This is a genomic window from Phycicoccus duodecadis (genome assembly GCF_002846495.1).
Taxonomy (GTDB): Bacteria; Actinomycetota; Actinomycetes; order Actinomycetales; family Dermatophilaceae; genus Phycicoccus; species Phycicoccus duodecadis.
On record NZ_PJNE01000001.1, the window covers coordinates 3,223,530 to 3,244,123 of the forward strand.

At 74.7% G+C, this 20,594-nt stretch carries 19 protein-coding genes; 13 read left to right on the forward strand and 6 right to left on the reverse strand.

Annotated features, from left to right (window positions below):
• The first annotated feature begins 308 nt into the window (after window positions 1–308).
• The 5 genes from recA to miaB all read left to right on the forward strand — a co-directional run bounded on the left by recA (window position 309) and on the right by miaB (window position 5,501).
• Window positions 309–1,310: a recombinase RecA gene (gene recA, locus ATL31_RS14940; RefSeq protein ID WP_245862783.1), complete on the forward strand. Its 1,002-nt coding sequence runs from the start codon at window positions 309–311 to the stop codon at window positions 1,308–1,310.
• A gap of 10 nt (window positions 1,311–1,320) precedes the next feature.
• Window positions 1,321–1,914, forward strand: coding sequence for a regulatory protein RecX (locus ATL31_RS14945; protein ID WP_101396639.1), 594 nt, complete (start codon window positions 1,321–1,323; stop codon window positions 1,912–1,914).
• Window positions 1,915–2,044: 130 nt separating this feature from the next.
• Window positions 2,045–3,097 carry an ATP-binding cassette domain-containing protein gene (locus tag ATL31_RS14950; protein ID WP_101396641.1) on the forward strand — a complete coding sequence of 351 codons (1,053 nt, stop codon included), beginning with the start codon at window positions 2,045–2,047 and terminating at the stop codon, window positions 3,095–3,097.
• A complete protein-coding gene (locus ATL31_RS14955; RefSeq protein ID WP_101396643.1) occupies window positions 3,094–3,903 on the forward strand; it encodes an ABC transporter permease in 810 nt (269 codons plus the stop codon). The genes ATL31_RS14950 and ATL31_RS14955 overlap by 4 nt, the downstream gene beginning before the upstream one ends.
• A gap of 80 nt (window positions 3,904–3,983) precedes the next feature.
• Entirely contained in the window at window positions 3,984–5,501 is a 1,518-nt protein-coding gene (miaB, locus tag ATL31_RS14960) for a tRNA (N6-isopentenyl adenosine(37)-C2)-methylthiotransferase MiaB (RefSeq protein ID WP_101396645.1), read from the forward strand.
• A gap of 15 nt (window positions 5,502–5,516) precedes the next feature.
• On the opposite strand, the gene ATL31_RS14965 is transcribed toward miaB, so the two are convergent.
• Both ATL31_RS14965 and ATL31_RS14970 read right to left on the reverse strand, forming a co-directional pair.
• On the reverse strand, window positions 5,517–5,720 hold the full coding sequence (locus ATL31_RS14965) for a hypothetical protein (protein ID WP_101396647.1): 204 nt from the start codon (window positions 5,718–5,720) through the stop codon (window positions 5,517–5,519).
• 179 nt (window positions 5,721–5,899) lie between these two features.
• Window positions 5,900–6,091: an antitoxin gene (locus ATL31_RS14970; RefSeq protein ID WP_101396649.1), complete on the reverse strand. Its 192-nt coding sequence runs from the start codon at window positions 6,089–6,091 to the stop codon at window positions 5,900–5,902.
• Window positions 6,092–6,238: 147 nt separating this feature from the next.
• Here ATL31_RS14970 and def point away from each other — a divergent pair, with 147 nt between their 5' ends.
• Both def and miaA read left to right on the forward strand, forming a co-directional pair.
• The gene (gene def / locus ATL31_RS14975; RefSeq protein WP_101396651.1) at window positions 6,239–6,844 is read left to right on the forward strand and encodes a peptide deformylase; all 606 of its coding nucleotides are present in this window, start codon (window positions 6,239–6,241) and stop codon (window positions 6,842–6,844) included.
• A gap of 11 nt (window positions 6,845–6,855) precedes the next feature.
• Window positions 6,856–7,833 (forward strand): tRNA (adenosine(37)-N6)-dimethylallyltransferase MiaA, encoded by a 978-nt coding sequence (gene miaA / locus ATL31_RS14980; RefSeq protein ID WP_101396653.1) that lies wholly within the window; start codon window positions 6,856–6,858, stop codon window positions 7,831–7,833.
• Here the strand turns inward: miaA and ATL31_RS14985 are convergent.
• Window positions 7,830–9,515, reverse strand: coding sequence for a helix-turn-helix domain-containing protein (locus ATL31_RS14985; protein ID WP_101396655.1), 1,686 nt, complete (start codon window positions 9,513–9,515; stop codon window positions 7,830–7,832). The two genes, miaA and ATL31_RS14985, sit on opposite strands and share 4 nt — an antisense overlap.
• 32 nt (window positions 9,516–9,547) lie before the next feature.
• Window positions 9,548–9,772: a tautomerase family protein gene (locus ATL31_RS14990; protein ID WP_101396658.1), complete on the reverse strand. Its 225-nt coding sequence runs from the start codon at window positions 9,770–9,772 to the stop codon at window positions 9,548–9,550.
• A 169-nt stretch (window positions 9,773–9,941) separates the two neighbouring features.
• On the opposite strand from ATL31_RS14990, the gene dapF reads away from it, so the two are divergent.
• Window positions 9,942–10,820, forward strand: coding sequence for a diaminopimelate epimerase (gene dapF, locus ATL31_RS14995; RefSeq protein WP_101396660.1), 879 nt, complete (start codon window positions 9,942–9,944; stop codon window positions 10,818–10,820).
• A 24-nt stretch (window positions 10,821–10,844) separates the two neighbouring features.
• Here dapF and ATL31_RS15000 read toward each other — a convergent pair whose 3' ends face one another.
• On the reverse strand, window positions 10,845–11,453 hold the full coding sequence (locus ATL31_RS15000) for a class I SAM-dependent methyltransferase (protein WP_101396662.1): 609 nt from the start codon (window positions 11,451–11,453) through the stop codon (window positions 10,845–10,847).
• A gap of 92 nt (window positions 11,454–11,545) precedes the next feature.
• Here ATL31_RS15000 and hflX point away from each other — a divergent pair, with 92 nt between their 5' ends.
• Together hflX and ATL31_RS15010 are read left to right on the forward strand one after the other, a co-directional pair.
• A complete protein-coding gene (hflX, locus tag ATL31_RS15005; protein ID WP_101396664.1) occupies window positions 11,546–13,006 on the forward strand; it encodes a GTPase HflX in 1,461 nt (486 codons plus the stop codon).
• A gap of 10 nt (window positions 13,007–13,016) precedes the next feature.
• Complete coding sequence (locus ATL31_RS15010) at window positions 13,017–14,117, forward strand: GNAT family N-acetyltransferase (protein ID WP_101396666.1); 1,101 nt, start codon at window positions 13,017–13,019, stop codon at window positions 14,115–14,117.
• Here ATL31_RS15010 and ATL31_RS15015 read toward each other — a convergent pair.
• Window positions 14,110–15,813, reverse strand: a complete 1,704-nt coding sequence (locus ATL31_RS15015) for a formate--tetrahydrofolate ligase (RefSeq protein ID WP_101396668.1) — start codon at window positions 15,811–15,813, stop codon at window positions 14,110–14,112. The genes ATL31_RS15010 and ATL31_RS15015 overlap by 8 nt on opposite strands.
• A 71-nt stretch (window positions 15,814–15,884) precedes the next feature.
• Here ATL31_RS15015 and ATL31_RS15020 point away from each other — a divergent pair, with 71 nt between their 5' ends.
• The 3 genes from ATL31_RS15020 to holA are packed head-to-tail and all read left to right on the forward strand — an operon-like array spanning window position 15,885 to window position 20,456.
• On the forward strand, window positions 15,885–18,143 hold the full coding sequence (locus tag ATL31_RS15020; RefSeq protein ID WP_101396670.1) for an ATP-dependent DNA helicase: 2,259 nt from the start codon (window positions 15,885–15,887) through the stop codon (window positions 18,141–18,143).
• Window positions 18,144–18,174: 31 nt separating this feature from the next.
• Complete coding sequence (locus ATL31_RS15025; RefSeq protein ID WP_101396672.1) at window positions 18,175–19,425, forward strand: MFS transporter; 1,251 nt, start codon at window positions 18,175–18,177, stop codon at window positions 19,423–19,425.
• Between the two features lie 35 nt (window positions 19,426–19,460).
• Window positions 19,461–20,456, forward strand: a complete 996-nt coding sequence (gene holA / locus ATL31_RS15030) for a DNA polymerase III subunit delta (RefSeq protein ID WP_101396674.1) — start codon at window positions 19,461–19,463, stop codon at window positions 20,454–20,456.
• The last annotated feature ends 138 nt before the right edge of the window (window positions 20,457–20,594 follow it).

Genomic DNA, 20,594 nt, shown 5'->3' on the forward strand with positions numbered 1-20,594 from the left:
CGCGCCGCCGCCGCGTCGAACACGTGTTCGTCTACGCTCGTCCACAGGTGGCGGTTCCGGCCGCACCCGTCCACAGGCCTCACGGCGGCCCGTGACGGCTGTCGGTGCCTCCACCTAGCGTCTGACCAGACCTCGCGACGAGACCGACAGCGGGAGCTGGTCGCCGGTGGACGCGATCGATGACGACACGAAGGAACAGGTGTGACATGGCTGGACCCAACGGATCTCGCGGCGCCGTCCTCACCGCCCCCGCGGTGAACACCAAGGGCAACGGTGGCGGTGAGCGCGACAAGGCCATCGCCTCGGTGATGGCGCAGATCGAGAAGCAGCACGGCAAGGGCGCGGTCATGCGCCTCGGCGACGACGTCCGCCCCCCCATCGCCGTCATCCCCACGGGCTCCATCGCCCTCGACGTCGCGCTCGGCATCGGTGGCCTGCCTCGCGGCCGCGTCGTCGAGATCTACGGCCCGGAGTCCTCCGGTAAGACGACCGTCGCGCTGCACGCGGTGGCCAACGCCCAGCGGGCCGGCGGCATCGCGGCCTTCATCGACGCCGAGCACGCGCTCGACCCCGAGTACGCCAAGGCCCTCGGCGTCGACACCGACGCCCTGCTGGTCTCCCAGCCCGACACGGGGGAGCAGGCGCTCGAGATCGCCGACATGCTGATCCGCTCCGGCGCCCTCGACATCATCGTCATCGACTCCGTCGCGGCCCTGGTGCCCCGGGCCGAGATCGAGGGCGAGATGGGCGACAGCCACGTCGGCCTACAGGCCCGCCTGATGTCGCAGGCGCTGCGCAAGATCACCGGTGCCCTCAACACCACCGGCACCACCGCGATCTTCATCAACCAGCTGCGCGAGAAGATCGGCGTGATGTTCGGCTCGCCCGAGACCACCACGGGTGGCAAGGCGCTGAAGTTCTACGCCTCGGTCCGCCTCGACGTCCGCCGTATCGAGACCCTCAAGGACGGCACCGACGCGGTCGGCAACCGCACCCGCTGCAAGGTCGTCAAGAACAAGGTGGCCCCGCCGTTCAAGCAGGCCGAGTTCGACATCCTCTACGGGCAGGGCATCTCCCGCGAGGGCGGCCTCATCGACATGGGCGTCGACCACGGCTTCGTGCGCAAGGCCGGCGCCTGGTACACCTACGAGGGCGACCAGCTGGGCCAGGGCAAGGAGAACGCCCGCCAGTTCCTCAAGGACAACCCCGAGCTCGGCGTCGAGCTCGAGAAGAAGATCAAGGAGAAGCTCGGCATCGGGGTCCCGCGCCCCGAGGAGCCGGTCGCGGCGGACGTCGCCGTCGACTTCTGAGCCGAGCAGCGTGGCGTTCGCCGACGGCACGGCCCCGCCGCCCTCCTGGGCGGCGGGGCCGACCCCGTCCCCTGCACCCGGGCCCGACCCCGAGAGCGACCCCCGCACCCGCGGTGAGGCCGTCGACCCGCACGACTGGGCCCGCCAGATCGTCCTGCGCCAGCTGACGGCCGCACCACGCAGCCGGGCCCAGCTCGAGCAGGCCCTCCGCCGCAAGCAGTGCCCCGATGACGTCGCGACCGCGGTGCTCGACCGGATGGAGGAGGTCGGCCTGGTCGACGACGAGGCCTACGCCGGGATGCTCGTGCGCAGCCAGCAGGCCGGCCGCGGCCTGGCCCGCCGGGCGCTGCGCCAGGAGCTGCGCAAGAAGGGGGTCGACGACGAGACGGCCCAAGCGGCCCTCGACGCGCTCGACCCGCACGCCGAGGAGGAGCGCGCCCGCGAGCTCGTGGCCAAGAAGCTGCGCACCCTGCACGGCCTCGAGCCGGTGGTGCAGACCCGGCGCCTCGCCGGCCTGCTGGCGCGCAAGGGCTACGACGGCGAGCTGGCGATGCGGGTGGTCCGCGACGCCGTGCGCGACGCGCCCGAGCACCGGCGCGACTGACGGCCCAGGTCGGTGGTCGCGGGTCGGTGGTCGCGGAGCGGCCCCGCAAAGGCGTGGCCCCTGTCAGCGGTCTCTCTTAGAGTTCCCTCAGGCGTCGAGCCACCGGCGCCGTCACAGGGAGGGGTGCACCGTGTCCGACGCGGTCGTGGCCGAAGGGCTCACGAAGGTCTACGGCAAGGGCGAGGGGCAGGTGCGCGCCCTGGACGGGCTCGACCTCACCGTCGCCGAGGGCACGGTGGTCGGCCTGCTGGGGCCCAACGGGGCGGGCAAGACGACCACCATCAAGGTCCTCACCACCTTGCTGGTCCCCGACGGGGGCCGGGCGCGCGTGCTGGGCACCGACGTCCTGGCCGACCCGGCGACGGTCCGCTCCACCATCGGCGTCAGCGGCCAGTACGCCGCGGTCGACGAGTACCTCACCGGCTTCGAGAACCTCGACATGGTCGGGCGGCTCTACCACCTGGGTGCGAAGGCGTCGCGGGTGCGGGCGCGTGAGCTGCTCGAGCAGTTCGACCTCGCCGACGCCGCCGACCGTCAGGTCAAGGGGTACTCCGGGGGGATGCGTCGCCGCCTCGACCTCGCGGGCGCCCTGGTGGCCCACCCGCCGATCCTCTTCCTCGACGAGCCCACCACGGGCCTCGACCCGCGCTCACGGCTCGGGATGTGGGCGGTCATCGGCGACCTCGTGCGCGGCGGCACCACGCTGCTGCTCACGACGCAGTACCTCGAGGAGGCCGACCAGCTGGCCGACCGCATCGCCGTGATCGACCACGGCCGCGTCATCGCCGAGGGCACCGCCGACGAGCTCAAGGAGCAGGTGGGCGGTGAGCGGGTCGAGGTCGTGGTGGCTCACGAGGCCGACCGCGAGCGGGCCCGGGAGGTGCTCTCGGGTGTCGGCATCGGTGCGCCCGTCCTCGAGCGGCGCGGGCGGCGCATCACGGTGCCGGTCAGCGGGGGAGCCGGGGTGCTGGTCGAGGTCGTCCGCCGCCTCGACGACGCCTCGGTGCCGGTCTCCGACCTGGCGCTGCGCCGGCCGACGCTCGACGACGTGTTCCTCAGCCTCACCGGGCACGCCTCCGCGAGCCCCGACGACGCGGACCCCGACGACGCCGGCGACCCGGGCGGCGGGGCCGGGCACCGCGCAGACCCCGAACCCACCCCCTCCGGAAGGGGCAAGCGATGAGCACCCTCGGGCACACCGTCGGCGACGCCGTCACCGTCACCCGGCGCAACCTCATCAAGATCAAGCGGGTCCCCGACCTCCTGGTCTTCACGACGCTGTCGCCGATCATGTTCGTCCTGCTGTTCGCCTACGTCTTCGGCGGCGCCATCGGGTCGCAGAACACCGGTGTCGACTACAAGGAGTTCCTCATCGCGGGGATCTTCGCCCAGACCGTCGTGTTCGGCAGCACCTTCACCGGCTTCAGCCTGGCCGAGGACCTGCAGAAGGGCGTCATCGACCGCTTCCGCACCCTGCCCATGGCGCCGTCGGCGATGCTCTTCGGGCGCACCCTGTCCGACGTCGTCAACAACGTCATCAGCCTCGTCGTCATGGGCCTGACCGGCCTCCTGGTCGGCTGGCGCATCCGCAGCAACCCGCTCGACGCCCTGGCCGGGGCCCTGGTGCTGCTGTTCTTCGCCTACGCGATCTCCTGGATCATGGCCTACGTCGGGCTCATCGTCCGCACCCCGGAGGTCGTCAACAACGCGAGCTTCATCGTGATCTTCCCGCTGACCTTCATCGCCAACACCTTCGTCAGCCCCGAGTCGCTGCCCACCGTGCTGCGCGTCTTTGCCTACTGGAACCCGGTCTCGAGCGTCACCCAGTCGGCGCGCGAGCTGTTCGGCAACACCAACCCGGCCTTCCCACCGCCGCAGGTGTGGCCGCTGCAGCACCCGGTGCTCTACTCGCTCCTGTGGTCGGTGGCCGTGCTCGTGGTCTTCGTGCCCCTGTCGATCCGGCAGTACCAGCGCACCACCTCGCGCTGAGCCTGGCGAGGGTCGCGGCGGCGCCCGCGGCGGCGGGTGCGTTTCGCCGCGCCGCCGGGCCCGCCTACCCTGGAGCGGCCATGACTGCAGCCAAGACCTACGACGTGCGCACCCACGGGTGCCAGATGAACGTCCACGACTCCGAGCGCCTGGCGGGACTCCTCGAGACCGCCGGCTACGTCGACCTCGCCAGCATCCCGGCCGGTGAGCGCCCCGACGTCGCCGACGTCGTGGTGTTCAACACCTGCGCGGTGCGCGAGAACGCCGACAACAAGCTCTACGGCAACCTCGGGCAGCTGCGCCCGGCCAAGACCGCCAACCCCGACCTGCAGATCGCCGTCGGGGGCTGCATGGCCCAGAAGGACCGCGAGACCATCGTGCAGCGGGCCCCCTGGGTCGACGTCGTCTTCGGCACCCACAACATCGGCAGCCTCCCGGCCCTGCTCGACCGCGCCCGCCACAACAAGCGCGCCGAGGTCGAGATCCTCGAGCCGCTCGAGACCTTCCCCTCGACCCTGCCGACGCGGCGCGACTCCGCGTTCTCGGGCTGGGTGTCGATCTCGGTGGGCTGCAACAACACCTGCACCTTCTGCATCGTGCCGAGCCTGCGCGGCAAGGAGCAGGACCGCCGCCCCGGCGAGATCCTGGCCGAGGTCGAGGCCCTCGTGGCGCAGGGCGTCGTCGAGGTCACCCTGCTGGGGCAGAACGTCAACGCCTACGGCGTCGAGTTCGGCGACCGGCTGGCCTTCGGCAAGCTGCTGCGGGCCTGCGGCGACATCCAGGAGCTCGAGCGGGTCCGTTTCACCAGCCCCCACCCGGCCGCGTTCACCGACGACGTCATCGCTGCCATGGCCGAGACGCCGAACGTCATGCCCAGCCTGCACATGCCGCTGCAGTCCGGCTCCGACCGCGTGCTCAAGGCGATGCGGCGCTCCTACCGCGGCGAGAAGTTCCTCGGGATCATCGACAAGGTCCGCGCGGCCATCCCCGATGCCGCCATCACCACCGACCTCATCGTCGGGTTCCCCGGCGAGACCGAGGAAGACTTCGCCGAGACGCTGCGCGTGGTCGAGGCGTCCCGGTTCTCCAGCGCCTTCACCTTCCAGTACTCCATCCGCGCCGGCACGCCCGCTGCGACGATGCCGCACCAGGTACCCAAGGCCGTGGTGCAGGAGCGCTTCGACCGCCTCATCGCGCTCCAGGAGCGGGTGTCGTGGGCGGCGAACCGCGAGGTCGAGGGTCGCGAGGTCGAGGTCCTGGTCGCACCCGGCGAGGGGCGCAAGGACGGCGAGACGTCGCGGATGAGCGGGCGCGCCCGCGACAACCGGCTGGTGCACTTCGCCGTGCCCGACGGGGCCGAGCGTCCACGCCCGGGCGACGTCGTGACCGTGGGCGTCACCTACGGGGCTCCCCACCACCTGGTCGCCGACAGTGGCGTCACGGGAGGGACCTACGAGGTGCGACGCACCCGGGGCGGCGAGGCGTGGGAGTCGCTGCAGGGGGCGGCGGTGCCGGGCAAGCCGGCCGTGTCGCTCGGGATGCCCGCGGTGGGCCGTCCCGCCGCGGTGGCGCCGTCGGCGCCGTCCTGCGCGGTCTGACCGCGCGCGCGGGGCTCAGGCCGCGAGGGCCAGGGCGCCCATGACCATCGCGGCGAGGGCGACCAGGCCCAGGACGGCGAGGATGGGACGCAGGAAGGTGCGGCGGCGCGTCTCGATCTCCTGGCGCTCACGGTTGGTCTGCTCGACGGCCTCGTACAGCGGGGTCGGGTCGAACGGGGTGATGTCGAGCTTGGGGAGCCCAGAGGTCCAGTGCGACACGGGTTCGTCCTTCCGGGTGGAGCGGTGCGAGATTCCGTCACCGTAGTGACGCGCTGCCCCCGGCCGCAGCGGAAACGCCGCCCCGCCGCGAGCCCGGGCCGAACGCGGGCGGCATCGTGTCCGAACGGACGAGACCCCCGACCGGTCGTCCGGTCGGGGGCCTCGGTGCCGGGGCGCGCTCAGCGCTCGCCGACCGCCTCGTCGGCGCGGAGCTGGGCTCCGTCGACCTGGTCGGCGTACTGACCACCCGTCACTCCGTCGACGGCGTCTCCGCCGCGCTGGATGGCCTGGTCGCTCAGCGACTCGACCTGGTCCGGGTGCTGCTCGGCGAGCTCGGTGAGCTTGTCCTTGGCACTGTCGAGAAAACCCATCGGCCACCTCCTTCGGTTCGGGGACGTCGGTCCGCTCCCCGGGGGGAGCGCCTCCAGTCCACACCCGTCGGGCCGTCCGCGCCACCCCTTTCTCGTGGGTCCGTGCCCGGGGGCGGACGGCTCGGCGGTTCTGGAAGAATCCCGCCCATGGCCATCCGTCCCATCACGATCACCGGGGAACCCGTCCTCCACCGCCGCGCCCTGCCGGTCGAGGTCATCGACGACACGGTGCGTGAGCTCGTCGCCGACATGTTCGAGACGATGGACGCCGCCCGGGGCGTGGGCCTGGCCGCCCCGCAGGTGGGGGTGGGCCTGCGGATCTTCACCTGGCAGCTGGCGAACGACGACGGCATCCCGCCGCGCGGGGTCGTCATCAACCCCTACGTCGCCGCGGCCAAGCCCCTGGTCGGCGACCCCGACCCGCACGAGGAGTCCGAGGGCTGCCTGTCGGTGCCGGGGGAGTCCTTCCCGCTGCGCCGTGGCGCCTCGGCCGTCCTCACCGGGCAGGACCTCGGCGGCAACGAGCTGCGCTACGAGGCGACGGGATGGTTCGCCCGGATGCTCCAGCACGAGTACGACCACCTCAACGGCTTCCTCTACGTCGACCGGCTCGACGGCAAGTGGGCGCGCAAGGCCAAGAAGGCCGTCCGGGCCAACGGCTGGGGCACCCCCGGGCAGACCTGGATGCCGGGCGAGGACCGCGACCCGTTCGGGCACGACGACGAGACCCCCGACGACGAGCGCTCCGACTGAGCGCCGCACCCGTGGACCCGCTCCAGGAGAGCCGCCGGGGGCCGGCCCGGCCCGCGCCCGGGGTCGTCGTCGCCGTCGTGGGGGCCACCGCCACCGGCAAGTCCGACCTCGCCGTCGCGCTCGCCCGGCGGTTCGACGGTGAGGTGGTGGGGGCCGACGCCTCCCAGCTCTACGCCGGGATGGACATCGGCACGGCCAAGCTCACCCCGGCCGAGCGCGCCGGCGTGCCGCACCACCAGATCGACGTCCTCGAGGTGACCGAGGAGGCGACGGTCGCCGCGTACCAGCGGCACGCCCGGGCCGACGTCGAGGGCGTGCTGGCCCGCGGCCGCGTGCCCGTCGTCGCGGGTGGCTCGGGCCTCTACGTGCGGGCGCTGCTCGACCGCCTCGAGATCCCGCCCACCGACCCGGCGGTGCGCGCCCGGCTCGAGGCCCGTCTCGCCGACGACGGGCCGGCCGTCCTGGTCCGTGAGCTGGCCGCGGCCGACCCCGTGGCCGCCGCCGCCATCGAGCCCGGCAACACCCGCCGCGTCGTGCGGGCCCTCGAGGTCATCGAGCTCACCGGGCGGCCGTTCAGCGCCACCATGCCCACCCGCGAGCTCCTGCGCCCGACGGTGCTGGTGGGGCTGCGGCTCGAGCGCGACGTCCTCGACCGCCGCATCGAGCGCCGGACCCGGGCCATGTTCGACGCCGGACTGGTCGAGGAGACCCGGGCCCTGGTCGACCTCGGCCTGCGGGAGGGGCGCACGGCCAGCCGGGCGGTGGGGTACGCCCAGGCCCTCGGCGTCATCGACGGGCGGTGGGGGGTGGACGACGCGGTGGCCGACACCGCGCAGCGCACCCGGCGGCTGGTCCGGCGGCAGGAGTCGTGGTTCGGGCCCGACCCCCGCATCCACTGGGTCGACGCCGCCGCTCCCGACCTGGTCGAGCGGGCCGCCGCCTTCGTCGCCGAGCACCCGCCGCCCCCGGCCGCGTCGGCTGTTCGCTAGATCAGGCCGTCGCGCACCGCGCGCAGGGCGGCGGCCCCGCGGGTCGGTTCGCCGAGCCGGGTCAGGATGTTCGCCACGTGCCGGTGCACGGTGTGCTCACTGACGACCAGCTCGCGCGCGATCCGGGCGTTGCTGGCCCCGGTGGCCACCAGCCGCAGCACCTCGACCTCGCGGGGGGTGAGCACCGGTGACGGCGTCGGGCGCGCCGACCCGTCGACGGCGGGTCCCCCGCCACCCAGCATCCCCCGTGCCTGCGCCAGCAGCTCCGGCGCCTCCACCGCCTCGAGGGTGGTGACGGCCCAGCGCACCTCGTCGGCCGCCGACCCCGGTTCGTCCGCGGCCAGCAGCCGGGCCAGCGCGAGGTGGGCCTCGGCGGCCTCGACCGGCAGCGCCGCGGCGTGGAAGGACCGGGCCGCCGCCCGCCACGCGCTGCGCGCCGCGTCGGCTCCGGCCGGGCCGCTCGCCCCGCCCGACGCCGCCACGAGCGCGCGCGCCACCGCGGCCGCCCCGTGGGCCGCCTCGGTCCCCAGCTGTGCGGAGAGCTCGGCCAGCTCGGCGGCGCCCCGCTCGGCCTCCTCGGGCCGGCCGGCGGCGACCGCGCACCGCACCACCGGCAGCAGCACGGCGGCCCGGGTCATCAGGTCGGTCGGCGCGACGTCCTCGAGGAGGTCCGCCACCAGGGCCCAGGCCGGCGCGGTCTCGCCCCGGGCCAGGCGGACCAGGGCCCGGCCGACCAGCGCGGCGGGGGCGTACCCGGCCTGCACGTACAGCGCCTCCGCCTCGGGGAGGCGGCCCTGGCGCCGGCGCAGGTGCCCCAGCTGGACCACCGCATCGGTGCGAGTCGCCCGCCGGGAGTCGCGCATGCGCTCCAGCGCGGCGACCAGCTCCACCTCGGCGTCGAGCCAGTGGCCGCCGGCCAGCCGCACCGAGGCGTACTGGATGCGGCAGGCCGTGAACAGGGGTGCCAGGTCACGCTCGCGGCACAGCGCGTCGACCCGCTCGCACCACTCGACCGCCCGGGCCAGGTCCTGGGCCTCGCGGCAGGCCCCCACCAGCCAGCAGCACACCTTGCCCACCCACATGACGTCGCCGACCTCGCCGCTCAAAGCGCCGGCCACCGCGGCGTCGAGCAGCTCCATCCCCTCGTCGACCCGGCCGCGGGTGACCTCGACCAGGCCGAGCAGCCCCAGGCCGACGTGCTCGATGTCGGTGCGTCCCAAGGAACGTGCCACGGCGACCGCCTCGGTGGCGGCCTCGTGGGCGGTGTCGGGCCGATGCGTCACCTGGAGGGCCAGCTCGGCCTCGCGCACCGCCAGCCAGCCGTGCTCGGGCAGCGGTCCGTCGACCTCCGCGAGGAGCCGGCGGGCCCGGGCCAGCCACCCGGAGGCGACGGACGCCCCCTGCCCGAAGAGGGCCGCGTCGTAGCCGAGGGCCGTCGCGGCCGCGGCAGCACCGCGCACGTCGCCGGACTCCCGGTGCAGGCGGTAGGCCGTCTCGCGCGCGGCCAGGCAGGCGCTGCCGTCGTCCAGCCACCAGGCGGCCTCCGCCAGCAGCTCCCACGCCGGGGCGCCCTCGACCTCCACCTGTTCTCGCAGCAGGTCCCGCGCCCGCGCCCACTGCGCGTCGTCCAGCGCCCGACGCGCGGCGGCGAGGGCGCGGGGGCCGGGCGGGGGCGGACGCATACCTCGATGGTGGCCCGTCCCCGCCCGCGGCACTAGACCTGGGCGCCGGCCGCCAGTGCCTTGACGTCGGCGGTCGTCAGCGGGTTGCCGGCGATGGCCCAGTCCCCCGAGCGCACCTCCTCGATGACGCACCACGTGACGGGCCGCATCGCCTCACCCTCGACGCGGACCATGGCGTCGGTGAGCTCGCGCACGATCTGGCCCTTCTGCTCGCTGCTGAACACGTTCTCGATCACCTTGACCTGGATGAACGGCATGTCGACCCACTCCTTCTGACGGTGTCCGCCGCGGCTGCGGGGACTGCTCCCAGGCTCGGGGACGGCACCGAGGACCCGCATCGCCCTGACGGGCCATCTCGCGGACGGCCCGGCGCGACCCGTCCGGGCCATGGCGGCCGGTGCCGGGCGGGATGGGACGATGGGGCGCATGGCTGACGTGCTGGCGTTCACGAAGGGGCACGGGACCGAGAACGACTTCGTCCTCGTGCCCGACCTCGACGGCACCCTCGGGCTGTCGCCCGCCCGGGCGGCGTTCCTCGCCGACCGCCGCGCCGGCATCGGGGGTGACGGGGTCATCCGCGTCGTGCCCACCGCGCACGCCGACGAGGACGACGTGCGGGCCCAGGCCGAGCAGGCCCGCTGGTTCATGGACTACCGCAACGCCGACGGATCGGCGGCCGAGATGTGCGGCAACGGGACCCGCGTGTTCGCCGCGTACCTGCGCCGCGAGGGGCTCGAGAGCGCCGACGAGTTCGTGATCGCCACCCGCGCCGGGGCCAAGCGGGTGCGCGCCGACGGTGACGGCTGGGCGGTCGAGCTCGGCCCCTGGAGGCTGACCGACCCCGCCGCCTCCGAGCGCGACGGCGTCGACGCCCTCGTGCACCTGGGCGAGGGCGACCCGTACTCGGCGGTGTCGGTCGACCTCGGCAACCCGCACACGGTCGTGGCCCTGCCCGAGGAGGTCGACCTCGAGAGCGTCGACCTCAGCCGCCCCCCGGTGGTGCGCCCCGAGCCCCCGCACGGCACCAACGTCGAGGTCGTCCGTCCGATCGGGCCGGGGCACATCGCGATGCGCGTCCACGAACGGGGCGTCGGTGAGACCCGGTCCTGTGGCACCGGTGCCTGTGCCGCCGCGGTGGCCACCAGCTTCTGGGCGGGCTCCCTCGACACCGGCTCGACGTGGACGGTCGACGTCGCGGGTGGGCGCCTCACGGTGCGGCTCCTGGCGGACCACGGTGTCGAGCTCGCCGGGCCGGCCGTGCTGGTCGCCGACGGCACGCTCCCCCTGGCCACGCTCCCGGCCTGAACCGAGCCCGTACCGGCGGGTGCCTCAGCCGTGGTGGGTCACGGCGAGGACGCGGAAGCCCTTGACCGACGTCAGCCGCTCACACCGCATCCCGAGGTCGGCCTCGACCCACCGCTGGAGCGAGTCCGACCCGAGGTTCTTCTGCACCACCAGGTACGCCGCACCCCCCGGCGCGAGCCGGGGGAGCCAGGTCGCCAGCAGCTCGTGCAGGGCCGCCTTGCCGACGCGGATGGGGGGGTTGGACCAGATGAGGTCGAACCGCGTCCCGTCCGGTACGTCAGCGGCGACCCCCGCCCGCACGCCGTCGAGCCCGAGGGCGGCGGCGTTGCGCCGGCACAGGTCGATGGCGCGCTCGTTGACGTCGACGGCCCACACCGTGGCCCCGGGCGAGCGCAGCCCCAGGGTCAGGGCCACCGGGCCCCATCCGCACCCGAGGTCGAGGAACGTGCCCGACGCCGGGGGAGCGGGGGCCTGCGCCAGCAGCACCGCCGTCCCCTTGTCGATGCTCCCCGGGGAGAAGACGCCGCGGGCCACCTCGACCTCGACGGTGCGCCCCGCGAGCCGCACCCGCAGGGGGCGCCGCTCGCCGTCGCTGGCCGGCGCGGCGGTGAAGTAGTGGTCGGGGTCGCTCATCGCACGGAAGGCTATCGGGCGCCGACCCGAGCTTCGCTCACGGAAGAATCCGGTCGCCCCGGCGCGTTGACCAGTGAGACCCTAGGGAGAACATGACTGCACGCGACTTCCTCTCCGGGCGGGCCGAAGCGCTCGCCGACGCCCCGCTCGACGACTCCGGCTTCGTGCTGGACGACGACCCCCTCGCCTACGACGGTGACCAGCTCGACCGCGAGGAGCGCGCGTCCCTGCGCCGCGTCGCCGGGCTCTCCACCGAGCTCGAGGACGTCACCGAGGTCGAGTACCGCCAGCTGCGGCTCGAGCGCGTCGTGCTCGCCGCCGTGTGGTGCGAGGGCACCGCCGAGGACGCCGAGAACTCGATGCGCGAGCTCGCGGCACTGGCCGAGACCGCCGGCTCCGAGGTCCTCGCGGGCGTCGTCCAGCGGCGCGCCAACCCCGACCCCGCCACCTACCTGGGCAAGGGCAAGGCCGCCGAGCTGCGCGACATCGTCGTCGCCGAGGGCGCCGACACCGTCATCTGCGACACCGAGCTCGCCCCCAGCCAGCGCCGCGCCCTCGAGGACGTCGTCAAGGTCAAGGTCATCGACCGCACCGCGCTGATCCTCGACATCTTCGCGCAGCACGCCAAGAGCCGCGAGGGCAAGGCCCAGGTCGAGCTGGCCCAGCTGCAGTACCTGCTGCCCCGCCTGCGCGGCTGGGGCGAGTCGATGTCGCGCCAGGCCGGTGGCCAGGCCGCCGGCGGCCAGGGCATGGGCTCGCGTGGCCCCGGTGAGACCAAGATCGAGCTCGACCGGCGCCGCATCAACACCCGGATGGCCAAGCTGCGCCGCGAGATCAAGGACATGAAGACCGTCCGCGACACCAAGCGGGGCGGCCGCAAGGCCAACCAGGTGCCCAGCGTCGCGATCGCGGGCTACACCAACGCCGGCAAGTCGAGCCTGCTGAACCGGCTCACCGGCGCCGGCGTCCTGGTCGAGAACCAGCTCTTCGCGACCCTGGACCCCACCGTGCGCCGGGCCGAGACCCCCGACGGCCGCCTCTACACGCTGGCCGACACCGTGGGGTTCGTCCGCCAGCTGCCGCATCAGCTGGTCGAGGCCTTCCGCTCCACCCTCGAGGAGGTGGCCGAGGCCGACCTGCTGCTGCACGTGGTCGACGGCTCGCACCCCGACCCCGAGGGCCAGATCTCCGCCGTCCGGTCCGTCCTCGCCGACGTCGAGGCCACCGACGTCAAGGAGGTCATCGTCATCAACAAGGCCGACCTGGCCGACCCCGAGGTCATCGACCGGCTGCGGCGGCACGAGAAGCACTCGATCGTCGTCTCGGCCCGCACCGGCGAGGGGATGGAGCAGCTGCGCGCCCTCATCGGCGACGAGCTGCCGCAGCCCGACATCGACGTCGACGTCCTGGTGCCCTACGACCGCGGCGACCTCGTGAGCCGCGTCCACGAGACCGGCGAGGTCCTCACCAGCGAGCACGTGGCGGAGGGCACCCGGCTCACCGCACGGGTCGACGCCGAGCTGGCCGACGACCTGTCGGCGTACGCCGTCTGACCCCGGCCGGATGGCACCGAGCCCCCGCACCGTCACCACGGCCCGCCTCCGAGTACGCCCGCTGACCGACGCCGACCACGACCTCTGGGTCCGGCTGCACACCGACCCGGCCCAGTACCCCTTCGCCCCGTGGGCGGTCGCCCCGGACGCGGCGACCGCCGAGGGGATGCTCGAGCGGGCGCTGACGCACTGGGCCGAGCACGGCTTCGGCTACGGCGTCGTCGAGGACCGGGCGAGCGGCGAGGCCCTGGGCGTCGCCGGCCTCATCCACGGGCGCGAGCGCGAGCACCTGAACCTCTACTACCGCTTCGACCGGCCGCACCACGGCCGCGGGCTCGGCCCCGAGGTCGCCCGCGCCCTGGTGGCCGACGCCATCGAGCACGGGCCCGGGCTCCCGATAACCGCCACCGCGCGCCCCGACCACCGCGCCTCCATCCGCACCGCCGAACGGGCGGGGCTGACCCTGCTGGGCGCCGCCAAGCCCGACGTCGTCTTCCCGGGCGTCCCTCGCGCGGTGGCCGAGCGGGCCCGCGCCGCCGACCCGGCCGACGTCCCGGCCCCGGTCGTGCTGCTCGCGCCGTCGGTCGAGGTGCACCGCGAGCCCTTCGACGCCCCGACCCGCGAGCAGGTCCTCGACCTCTGGTGTGCCACCAACGACGCCGGCGGCGCGGTCGGCTTCGTGCCCGGGGCCCCGCGGTCCGCCGTGTCGGCCGCCCTGGCGGCCCACGAGGAGCAGATGGGGGCCGGGCGCGCCGTCGCAGTGCTGCTGCGCGGCGCGGACCGCTCCGTCGTCGCGCTCGCCTGGTGGGGCGGCGACGCCAACCCGCTCCGGGCCCACCGCCGCACGGCCTACCGCGTGATGACCGACCCGCAACGGCGGGGCCGCAACCTGGGCCGCCTGCTCATGGCGGCGATGCACCGGGTCGGGCGCGAGGACGGCGTGGCCCTGGCCGAGCTCACCGTCCGCGGGGGCACCGGGGTCGAGGCCTTCTACGCCGGCCTCGGGTACACCGAGGTGGGCCGCCTGCCCGGCGGCATCCGGCTGTCCGAGGACGACGAGCGTGACGAGATCCGGATGGCGCGGCGGCTCGACGGGCGCCCGCTCAGCTGAGCCCCACGATCCGCCCGTCGTCGTCGACGTCGATACGGCTCGCGGCGGGCTCTCTGGGCAGCCCCGGCATCGTCAGCACGCTGCCGGTGATGGCGACGACGAACCCGGCACCGGCCGAGAGTCGTACCTCCCGCACGTCGACGGTGTGCCCCTCGGGGGCGCCGCGCAGCGTCGGGTCGGTCGAGAACGAGGACTGGGTCTTGGCGATGCACACCGGCAGCCGCCCGTGCCCCTCGGCCTCGATCCGGGCCAGCGCCTTGCGGGCGGCCGGGGCGAAGGTGACGCCGTCGGCGCCGTACACCGCCGTGGCGACGGCCTCGACCTTGTCGGCCAGCGGCAGCTCGTCGGGGTAGACGAAGGTCATCTCGGAGGTCCCGGCGGCCACGGCGTCGACCACCCCGCGGGCCAGCGCCTCGGCTCCGGCGCCGCCGTCGACCACGTGGGTGGCCGCGTAGGCCGCGACCCCCTCGTCGCCGGACATCCGGACCACGGCGTCGACCTCGGCGTCGGTGTCGGTGGGGAAGCGGTTGACCGCCACCACGGGGGTGAGCCCGAAGACGTCGCGGACGTTGTGCAGGTGCCGGCGCAGGTTGGCCATCCCCTTCTCGAGGGCGCCGAGGTCCTCGACGGCCAGGTCGCCCACCGCCACACCGCCGTGGTACTTCAGCGCCCGTACGGTGGCCACGACGACCACCACGTCGGGGCGCAGGCCCGAGAGCCGGCAGGTGATGTCGACGAACTTCTCGGCGCCCAGGTCGGCACCGAAGCCCGCCTCGGTGACGACCCAGTCGGCCAGCCCGAGCGCGGCCCGGGTGGCCATCACCGAGTTGGCTCCGTGGGCGATGTTGGCGAACGGCCCGCCGTGCACGAAGGCCGGGGTGTGCTCCAGGGTCTGCACCAGGTTGGGCGCCAGGGCGTCGCGCAGCAGCACCGTCATCGAGCCCTCGGCGCCGAGGTCGCGCGCGGTCACGGGCGCGCCGGCGCGGGTGTGCGCCACGACGACGTCGCCGAGGCGGCGCTTGAGGTCGGCCAGCGACGAGGCGAGGCAGAGGATGGCCATCACCTCGGACGCCACCACGATGTCGAAGCCGTCCTCGCGGGGCACGCCGTTGCCGGTGCCTCCGAGGCCGATGACGACCTCGCGCAGGGCCCGGTCGTTGAGGTCGAGCACCCGCTTCCAGGTGACGGTGCGCGGGTCGATGTCGAGCGCGTTGCCGTGGTGCAGGTGGTTGTCGAGCAGCGCCGACAGCAGGTTGTTGGCCGCCGCGATGGCCGCGAAGTCACCGGTGAAGTGCAGGTTGATGTCGGTCATCGGCACCACCTGGGCGTAGCCGCCGCCGGCCGCGCCCCCCTTGATGCCGAAGACCGGGCCCATCGACGGCTCGCGCAGGGCCACCACGGTGCGCTCGCCGAGGCGCGACAGCCCGTCGGCCAGGCCCACCGAGGTGGTCGTCTTGCCCTCCCCGGCCGGCGTCGGCGACATCGCCGTGACCAGGACCAGGCGGCCCTGTGGCCGGTCGGCCAGCGAGGCGACGAACGGCAGCGAGACCTTGGCCTTGGTGTGGCCGTAGGGCACGAGCGCGTCGGCGGGGATGCCGAGCCGGTCGCGGGCGAGATCGGCGATCGGCAGGATCTCCGCCGCCTCGGCGATCTCGATGTCGGTGGGGAACGGGGTGCGCTCGAGGTCGGAGGTCACCGCCCCATCGTGCACCCTCGCCCGGCACGCCGGAGGGCAGGACGACACGGCCGAACGCCTAGGCTGCTCCGGTGCCCTCCCTCGACGACCTGCTCCACGCCGCGGTGGCCTCGGTGGGCGGCACCGAGCGGCCGGGGCAGGTCGAGATGGCCCACGCCGTGGCCGACGCCGTCGAACGCGGCGAGCACCTGCTGGTGCAGGCCGGCACCGGCACCGGCAAGTCGCTGGCCTACCTCGTGCCGGCGGTGCAGCACGCGATCGACACCGGCCGCCCGGCGGTCGTGGCCACCGCGACGCTGGCGCTGCAGGCCCAGATCGTCGACCGCGACATGCCGCGCCTGGCCGAGGCCCTGACCCCCGTCCTCGGCCGCCGGCCGACGTACGCGCTGGTCAAGGGCCGGCGCAACTACGTGTGCCTGCACAAGCTCGAGGGCGGCTTCCCCGACGACGACGCCGACACCCTGATGACGGTGGGCGACGTCGACCGGGCCGCCTCCCGCCTGGGCCAGGAGGTCGTACGGCTGCGCGAGTGGGCCGCCTCCACCGAGTCCGGCGACCGCGACGAGCTGGTGCCCGGCGTCTCCGAGCGCGCCTGGCGGCAGGTGTCGGTGAGCGCCCAGGAGTGCCTCGGGTCGCGCTGCCCGATGGCGGCCGAGTGCTTCGTCGAGCGCTCACGGGAGGCCGCGCGCGACGTCGACGTCATCGTCACCAACCACTCCTTCATGGCCATCGACGCCTTCGAGGGCCGCCAGATGCTGCCCGAGCACGACGTCCTGGTGGTCGACGAGGGGCACGAGCTGGTCGACCGCGTCACCTCGACCATCACCGACGAGCTGACCCCTGGCACCGTGCGCGCCGCGGCCAAGCGGGCGGGCCGCCAGGCCGACGCCGCCGACGCCCTCGACGATGCCGCCACCCTGCTGGAGTCGGTGCTCGAGCCGATGCCGGAGGGCCGGCTCACCGGCGTGCCCGACGCCCTCGCCACCGCGCTGGGCCGGATCCGCGACGTCGCCCGCGCGGCCCAGACCGAGCTCAAGCCGCAGCAGGGCGAGGAGCCCGACGCCGGCCGCCAGGTCGCGCGGGCGGCGGTCGACGAGCTGTTCGAGAGCGCGGCCCGGATGCTCGAGGAGCGCGAGCTCGACGTCGTGTGGCTCTCGAAGGACCCCCGGCGCGGGCCGGTGCTGCGGGTGGCGCCGATGAGCGTGGCGATGATGGTGCGCGACAAGGTCTTCGACGACCGCACGGTCGTCATCACCTCGGCCACCCTCGAGCTGGGCGGCACCTTCGACGCCGTGGCCGGCACCATCGGGCTGCGGGGCGAGGGGGCCCCGGCGTGGCGCGGGCTCGACGTCGGCAGTCCCTTCGACTACCCGAAGCAGGGGATCGCCTACGTGGCGAGCCACCTGCCGCCCCCCGGCCGGGACGGGACCGCGCCGCAGACCCTCGACGAGATCGAGGCCCTGGTGCGGGCCGCCGGCGGGCGCACCCTCGGCCTGTTCTCGTCGATGCGGGCGGCGAAGGAGGCCACCGAGGTGATGCGCGAGCGCCTCGAGGACACCGACATCGTCGTGCTCTGCCAGGGCGAGGACCAGATCTCGACGCTGGTGCGCGAGTTCGCCAAGGACCCGGCCACCTGCCTGTTCGGCACGCTGTCGCTCTGGCAGGGCGTCGACGTCCCCGGGTCGTCGTGCCAGCTGGTGATCATCGACCGCATCCCCTTCCCGCGCCCCGACGACCCGCTGGCCTCGGCGCGCTCGCAGGCCATCGCCCGCATGGGCGGCAACGGCTTCATGGCGGTCTCGGCGACCCACGCGGCGCTGCGGCTGGCCCAGGGCGCCGGGCGGCTCATCCGCCGGTCCGACGACCGCGGCGTGGTCGCGTTCCTGGACTCGCGGATGATGTCGGCGCGCTACGCCGGGTTCCTGCAGCGCTCGCTGCCGCCGTTCTGGCCCACCGCCGACCGCGCGATGGTGCTCGGGGCGCTGGCGCGCCTCGACGAGACCGCGCCGCCGCCGCTGCCGGTGGCCGAGCCGGCGCTGCGCGGGCTCACCGGGGCGGTCGCGGGCGCCACCATGGTCGAGGCCACCCCGACGCCGGACGAGCGGCCGGTCGCCCACCCGCCGCCGCCCCCGGAGTCCTCGCGCACCGCGGTCACCCAGGGCCACGCGTGGACGACCCAGGAGGACGAGGAGCTGCGCGACGGCGTCGAGCTCGGCCTCTCGCTCGCCGAGCTGGCCGAGTCGATGGAGCTGCCCGGTGAGGTCGTGCAGGCGCGGCTGAAGGGCCTCGGCCTCGAGGCCGGCCGCGGCCCCACCCTCACCTTCGACTGACGTCCCGCGGCGGCCCGGGTAGCCTCGGCGGGTGCGGATCGGGCGGCTCGGGGCGGAGGGCGCCCGCGACGCCCGACTGATGCTCTCGGCCTCGGCGCTGACCGCCCTCGGGGCGCTGCCGCCGTTCCTGCTGGGGGCGCAGGCGGTGCGGGTACGACCCGAGCTCGGCATCGGCCTCGGGGTGCTGGGGGCCGCCGTCAGCACCTTCTTCGCGGCCGCGGCGCTGGGCTCGTTCGCGGCCGGCCCGGTCTTCGACCGCACCGGGCGCCGCGTCGCGGTGGCGGCCGCCGGCGGGTTCGTGGCGCTCGGCGGCGGGCTGATGGCCGCGCTGGTGCGCGGGCCCGTCTCGCTGCTGGCGACCATGGTCGTGCTCGGGCTCGGCAACGCCTGCTGCCAGAGCGCGTCGAACAGCTCGATGGCGCGGGCGCTGGCGCCGTCGCGGCGTGGCCTCGGCTTCGGGGTGAAGCAGTCCGCGGTGCAGTTCGCGATCATGGTCGGCGGCGTCGCCGTGCCGACGCTGGGGCGCTGGCTGGGCTGGCGCAGCACCTTCGCGACCTCGGCCGCGGTGGGGGCCCTGGTGGTGGCGCTGGCGCTGGTGCGCGTCCCGGCCGGGCGCGCTGCCCCGGTGGCCGCCACCGGGGCCGTCGACCGCCCGCCGTGGGCGCCCCTGCTGGTCAGCGGGGTCGCCATCATGTTCGCCAGTGCGGCGGCCAACTTCATCGGGTCGTTCATCGCCTCGTGGGGCTTCGAGGTCGGCCTCTCCACCACCGCGACGGGCCTGCTCATGGCGGCCGGTTCGGCCGCGTCCATCGCCGTACGGGTCTTCGCCGGATGGCGGGCCGACCGGCGGCACGGAGCCAACCTGCCGCGGGTGGCGGCCCAGATGTTCGCCGGCGCGCTCTGCCTGGTGGGCGTGGCGTGGGGGGTGCCCTGGGCCGTCGTGGTGTTCGGCTTCCTGGCGTTCGCGGTGGGCTGGTCCTGGCCGGGGCTGCTGCTCTTCGCCGTGGCCCGGGTGGGGCGCGACAGCCCGGCGCAGGCGTCCGGCGTCATCCAGGCCGGGGCGTTCGTCGGGGGCGCGGCGGGTCCCCTGCTGCTCGGCACGATGGCGGGCGCCGTGGGGTTCCGGCCCACCTGGCTGGTGGCGGCCGGGCTGTTCGTCGTGGCCGGGGTGCTGGTGCTGGTGTCGCGTCGCGGGTTCCGCGCCGACCTCGTGGCGCGGCCACCCCGGGAGCCGCTGACCTGGGGCGGCGGCCGGGTCGAGCCGTCGGGCCCGCGGGGCTGAGCGCGCTGTCCGGGCGGGATGGCAGCATGGCGCCCATGACCGAGGACCTGGTGGACGTCGCCCACGGCGTGCCGCCCTACGTCCTGGTGTCCGGCCCCGAGTCCGTCCTCGCCGAGCGCGGGCTGGCCGAGGTGCTCGACCGGCTCCGGGTCGCCCAGCCGGGGCTCGAGGTCATCCGCCTCTACGCCGGCACCTACGAGGGTGGCGAGCTGGTGCTGCACACCAGCCCCTCGCTCTTCGGCGGCGCCAAGTGCGTGGTGGTCCACGACGTCGACGAGGCGAGCGACGAGCTCCAGGCCGACCTGCTGGCCTGCATCACCGACCCGCCCGAGCCCGACCTCACCCTCGTCGTGCTGCACAGGAGCGGCCAGCGCGGCAAGCGGGTCCTCGACGCCCTGCGCGCCGCCCGGGCCCGCGTCGTCGACGCCCCGGCCGTCAAGACCGACCGCGACAAGACCGACTTCGCCGCCCACGAGTTCCGCCGGGCGCGCCGCAAGGCCACGCCGGAGGCCGTGCACGCCCTCGTCGAGGCGGTGGGCAAGGACGTGCGCGAGCTGGCGGCGGCCTGCCAGCAGCTGGTCGACGACACCACCGGCGTCATCGACGAGAACACGGTGCTCACCTACCACGGGGGCAAGGTGGAGGCGACCGGCTTCCGGGTGGCCGACGCCGCCCTGTCCGGCGACACCTCCGAGGCGCTGCGGCTGCTGCGGCACGCCATCGGCGTGGGTGTCGACCCGGTGCCCATCGTCGCCGTGCTGGCCCAGCAGGTGCGCCAGCTCATCCGCGTCGGGTCCGCGGGGCGGGGGAGGTCGGCCGACATCGCCCGCGACGTGGGGATGGCGCCCTGGCAGGTCGACCGCGCCCGCCGGGCTCTCGCGGGCTGGAACGGCGAGACCCTCGCCGTGTGCCTCCAGGCGCTCGCCGCCGCCGACGCCGAGGTCAAGGGTGGGGGCCGCGACCCGGTCTATGCGGTCGAGCGCGTGGTCCTCACCATGACCCGCCAGCACGGCCGCCACCGCGAGGGCTGACCCGCCGTTTTGGCTGCCCCCGCGAGCGCTGGTACCTTTGTCGATTGCATGCGCGTGTGGTCGCGCGCGCACGAGCAGCACCCAGCGCGAGTCAACCACGGGCCCCCCACGCTCGGTCCCGACCCGCGACTGCCGCCC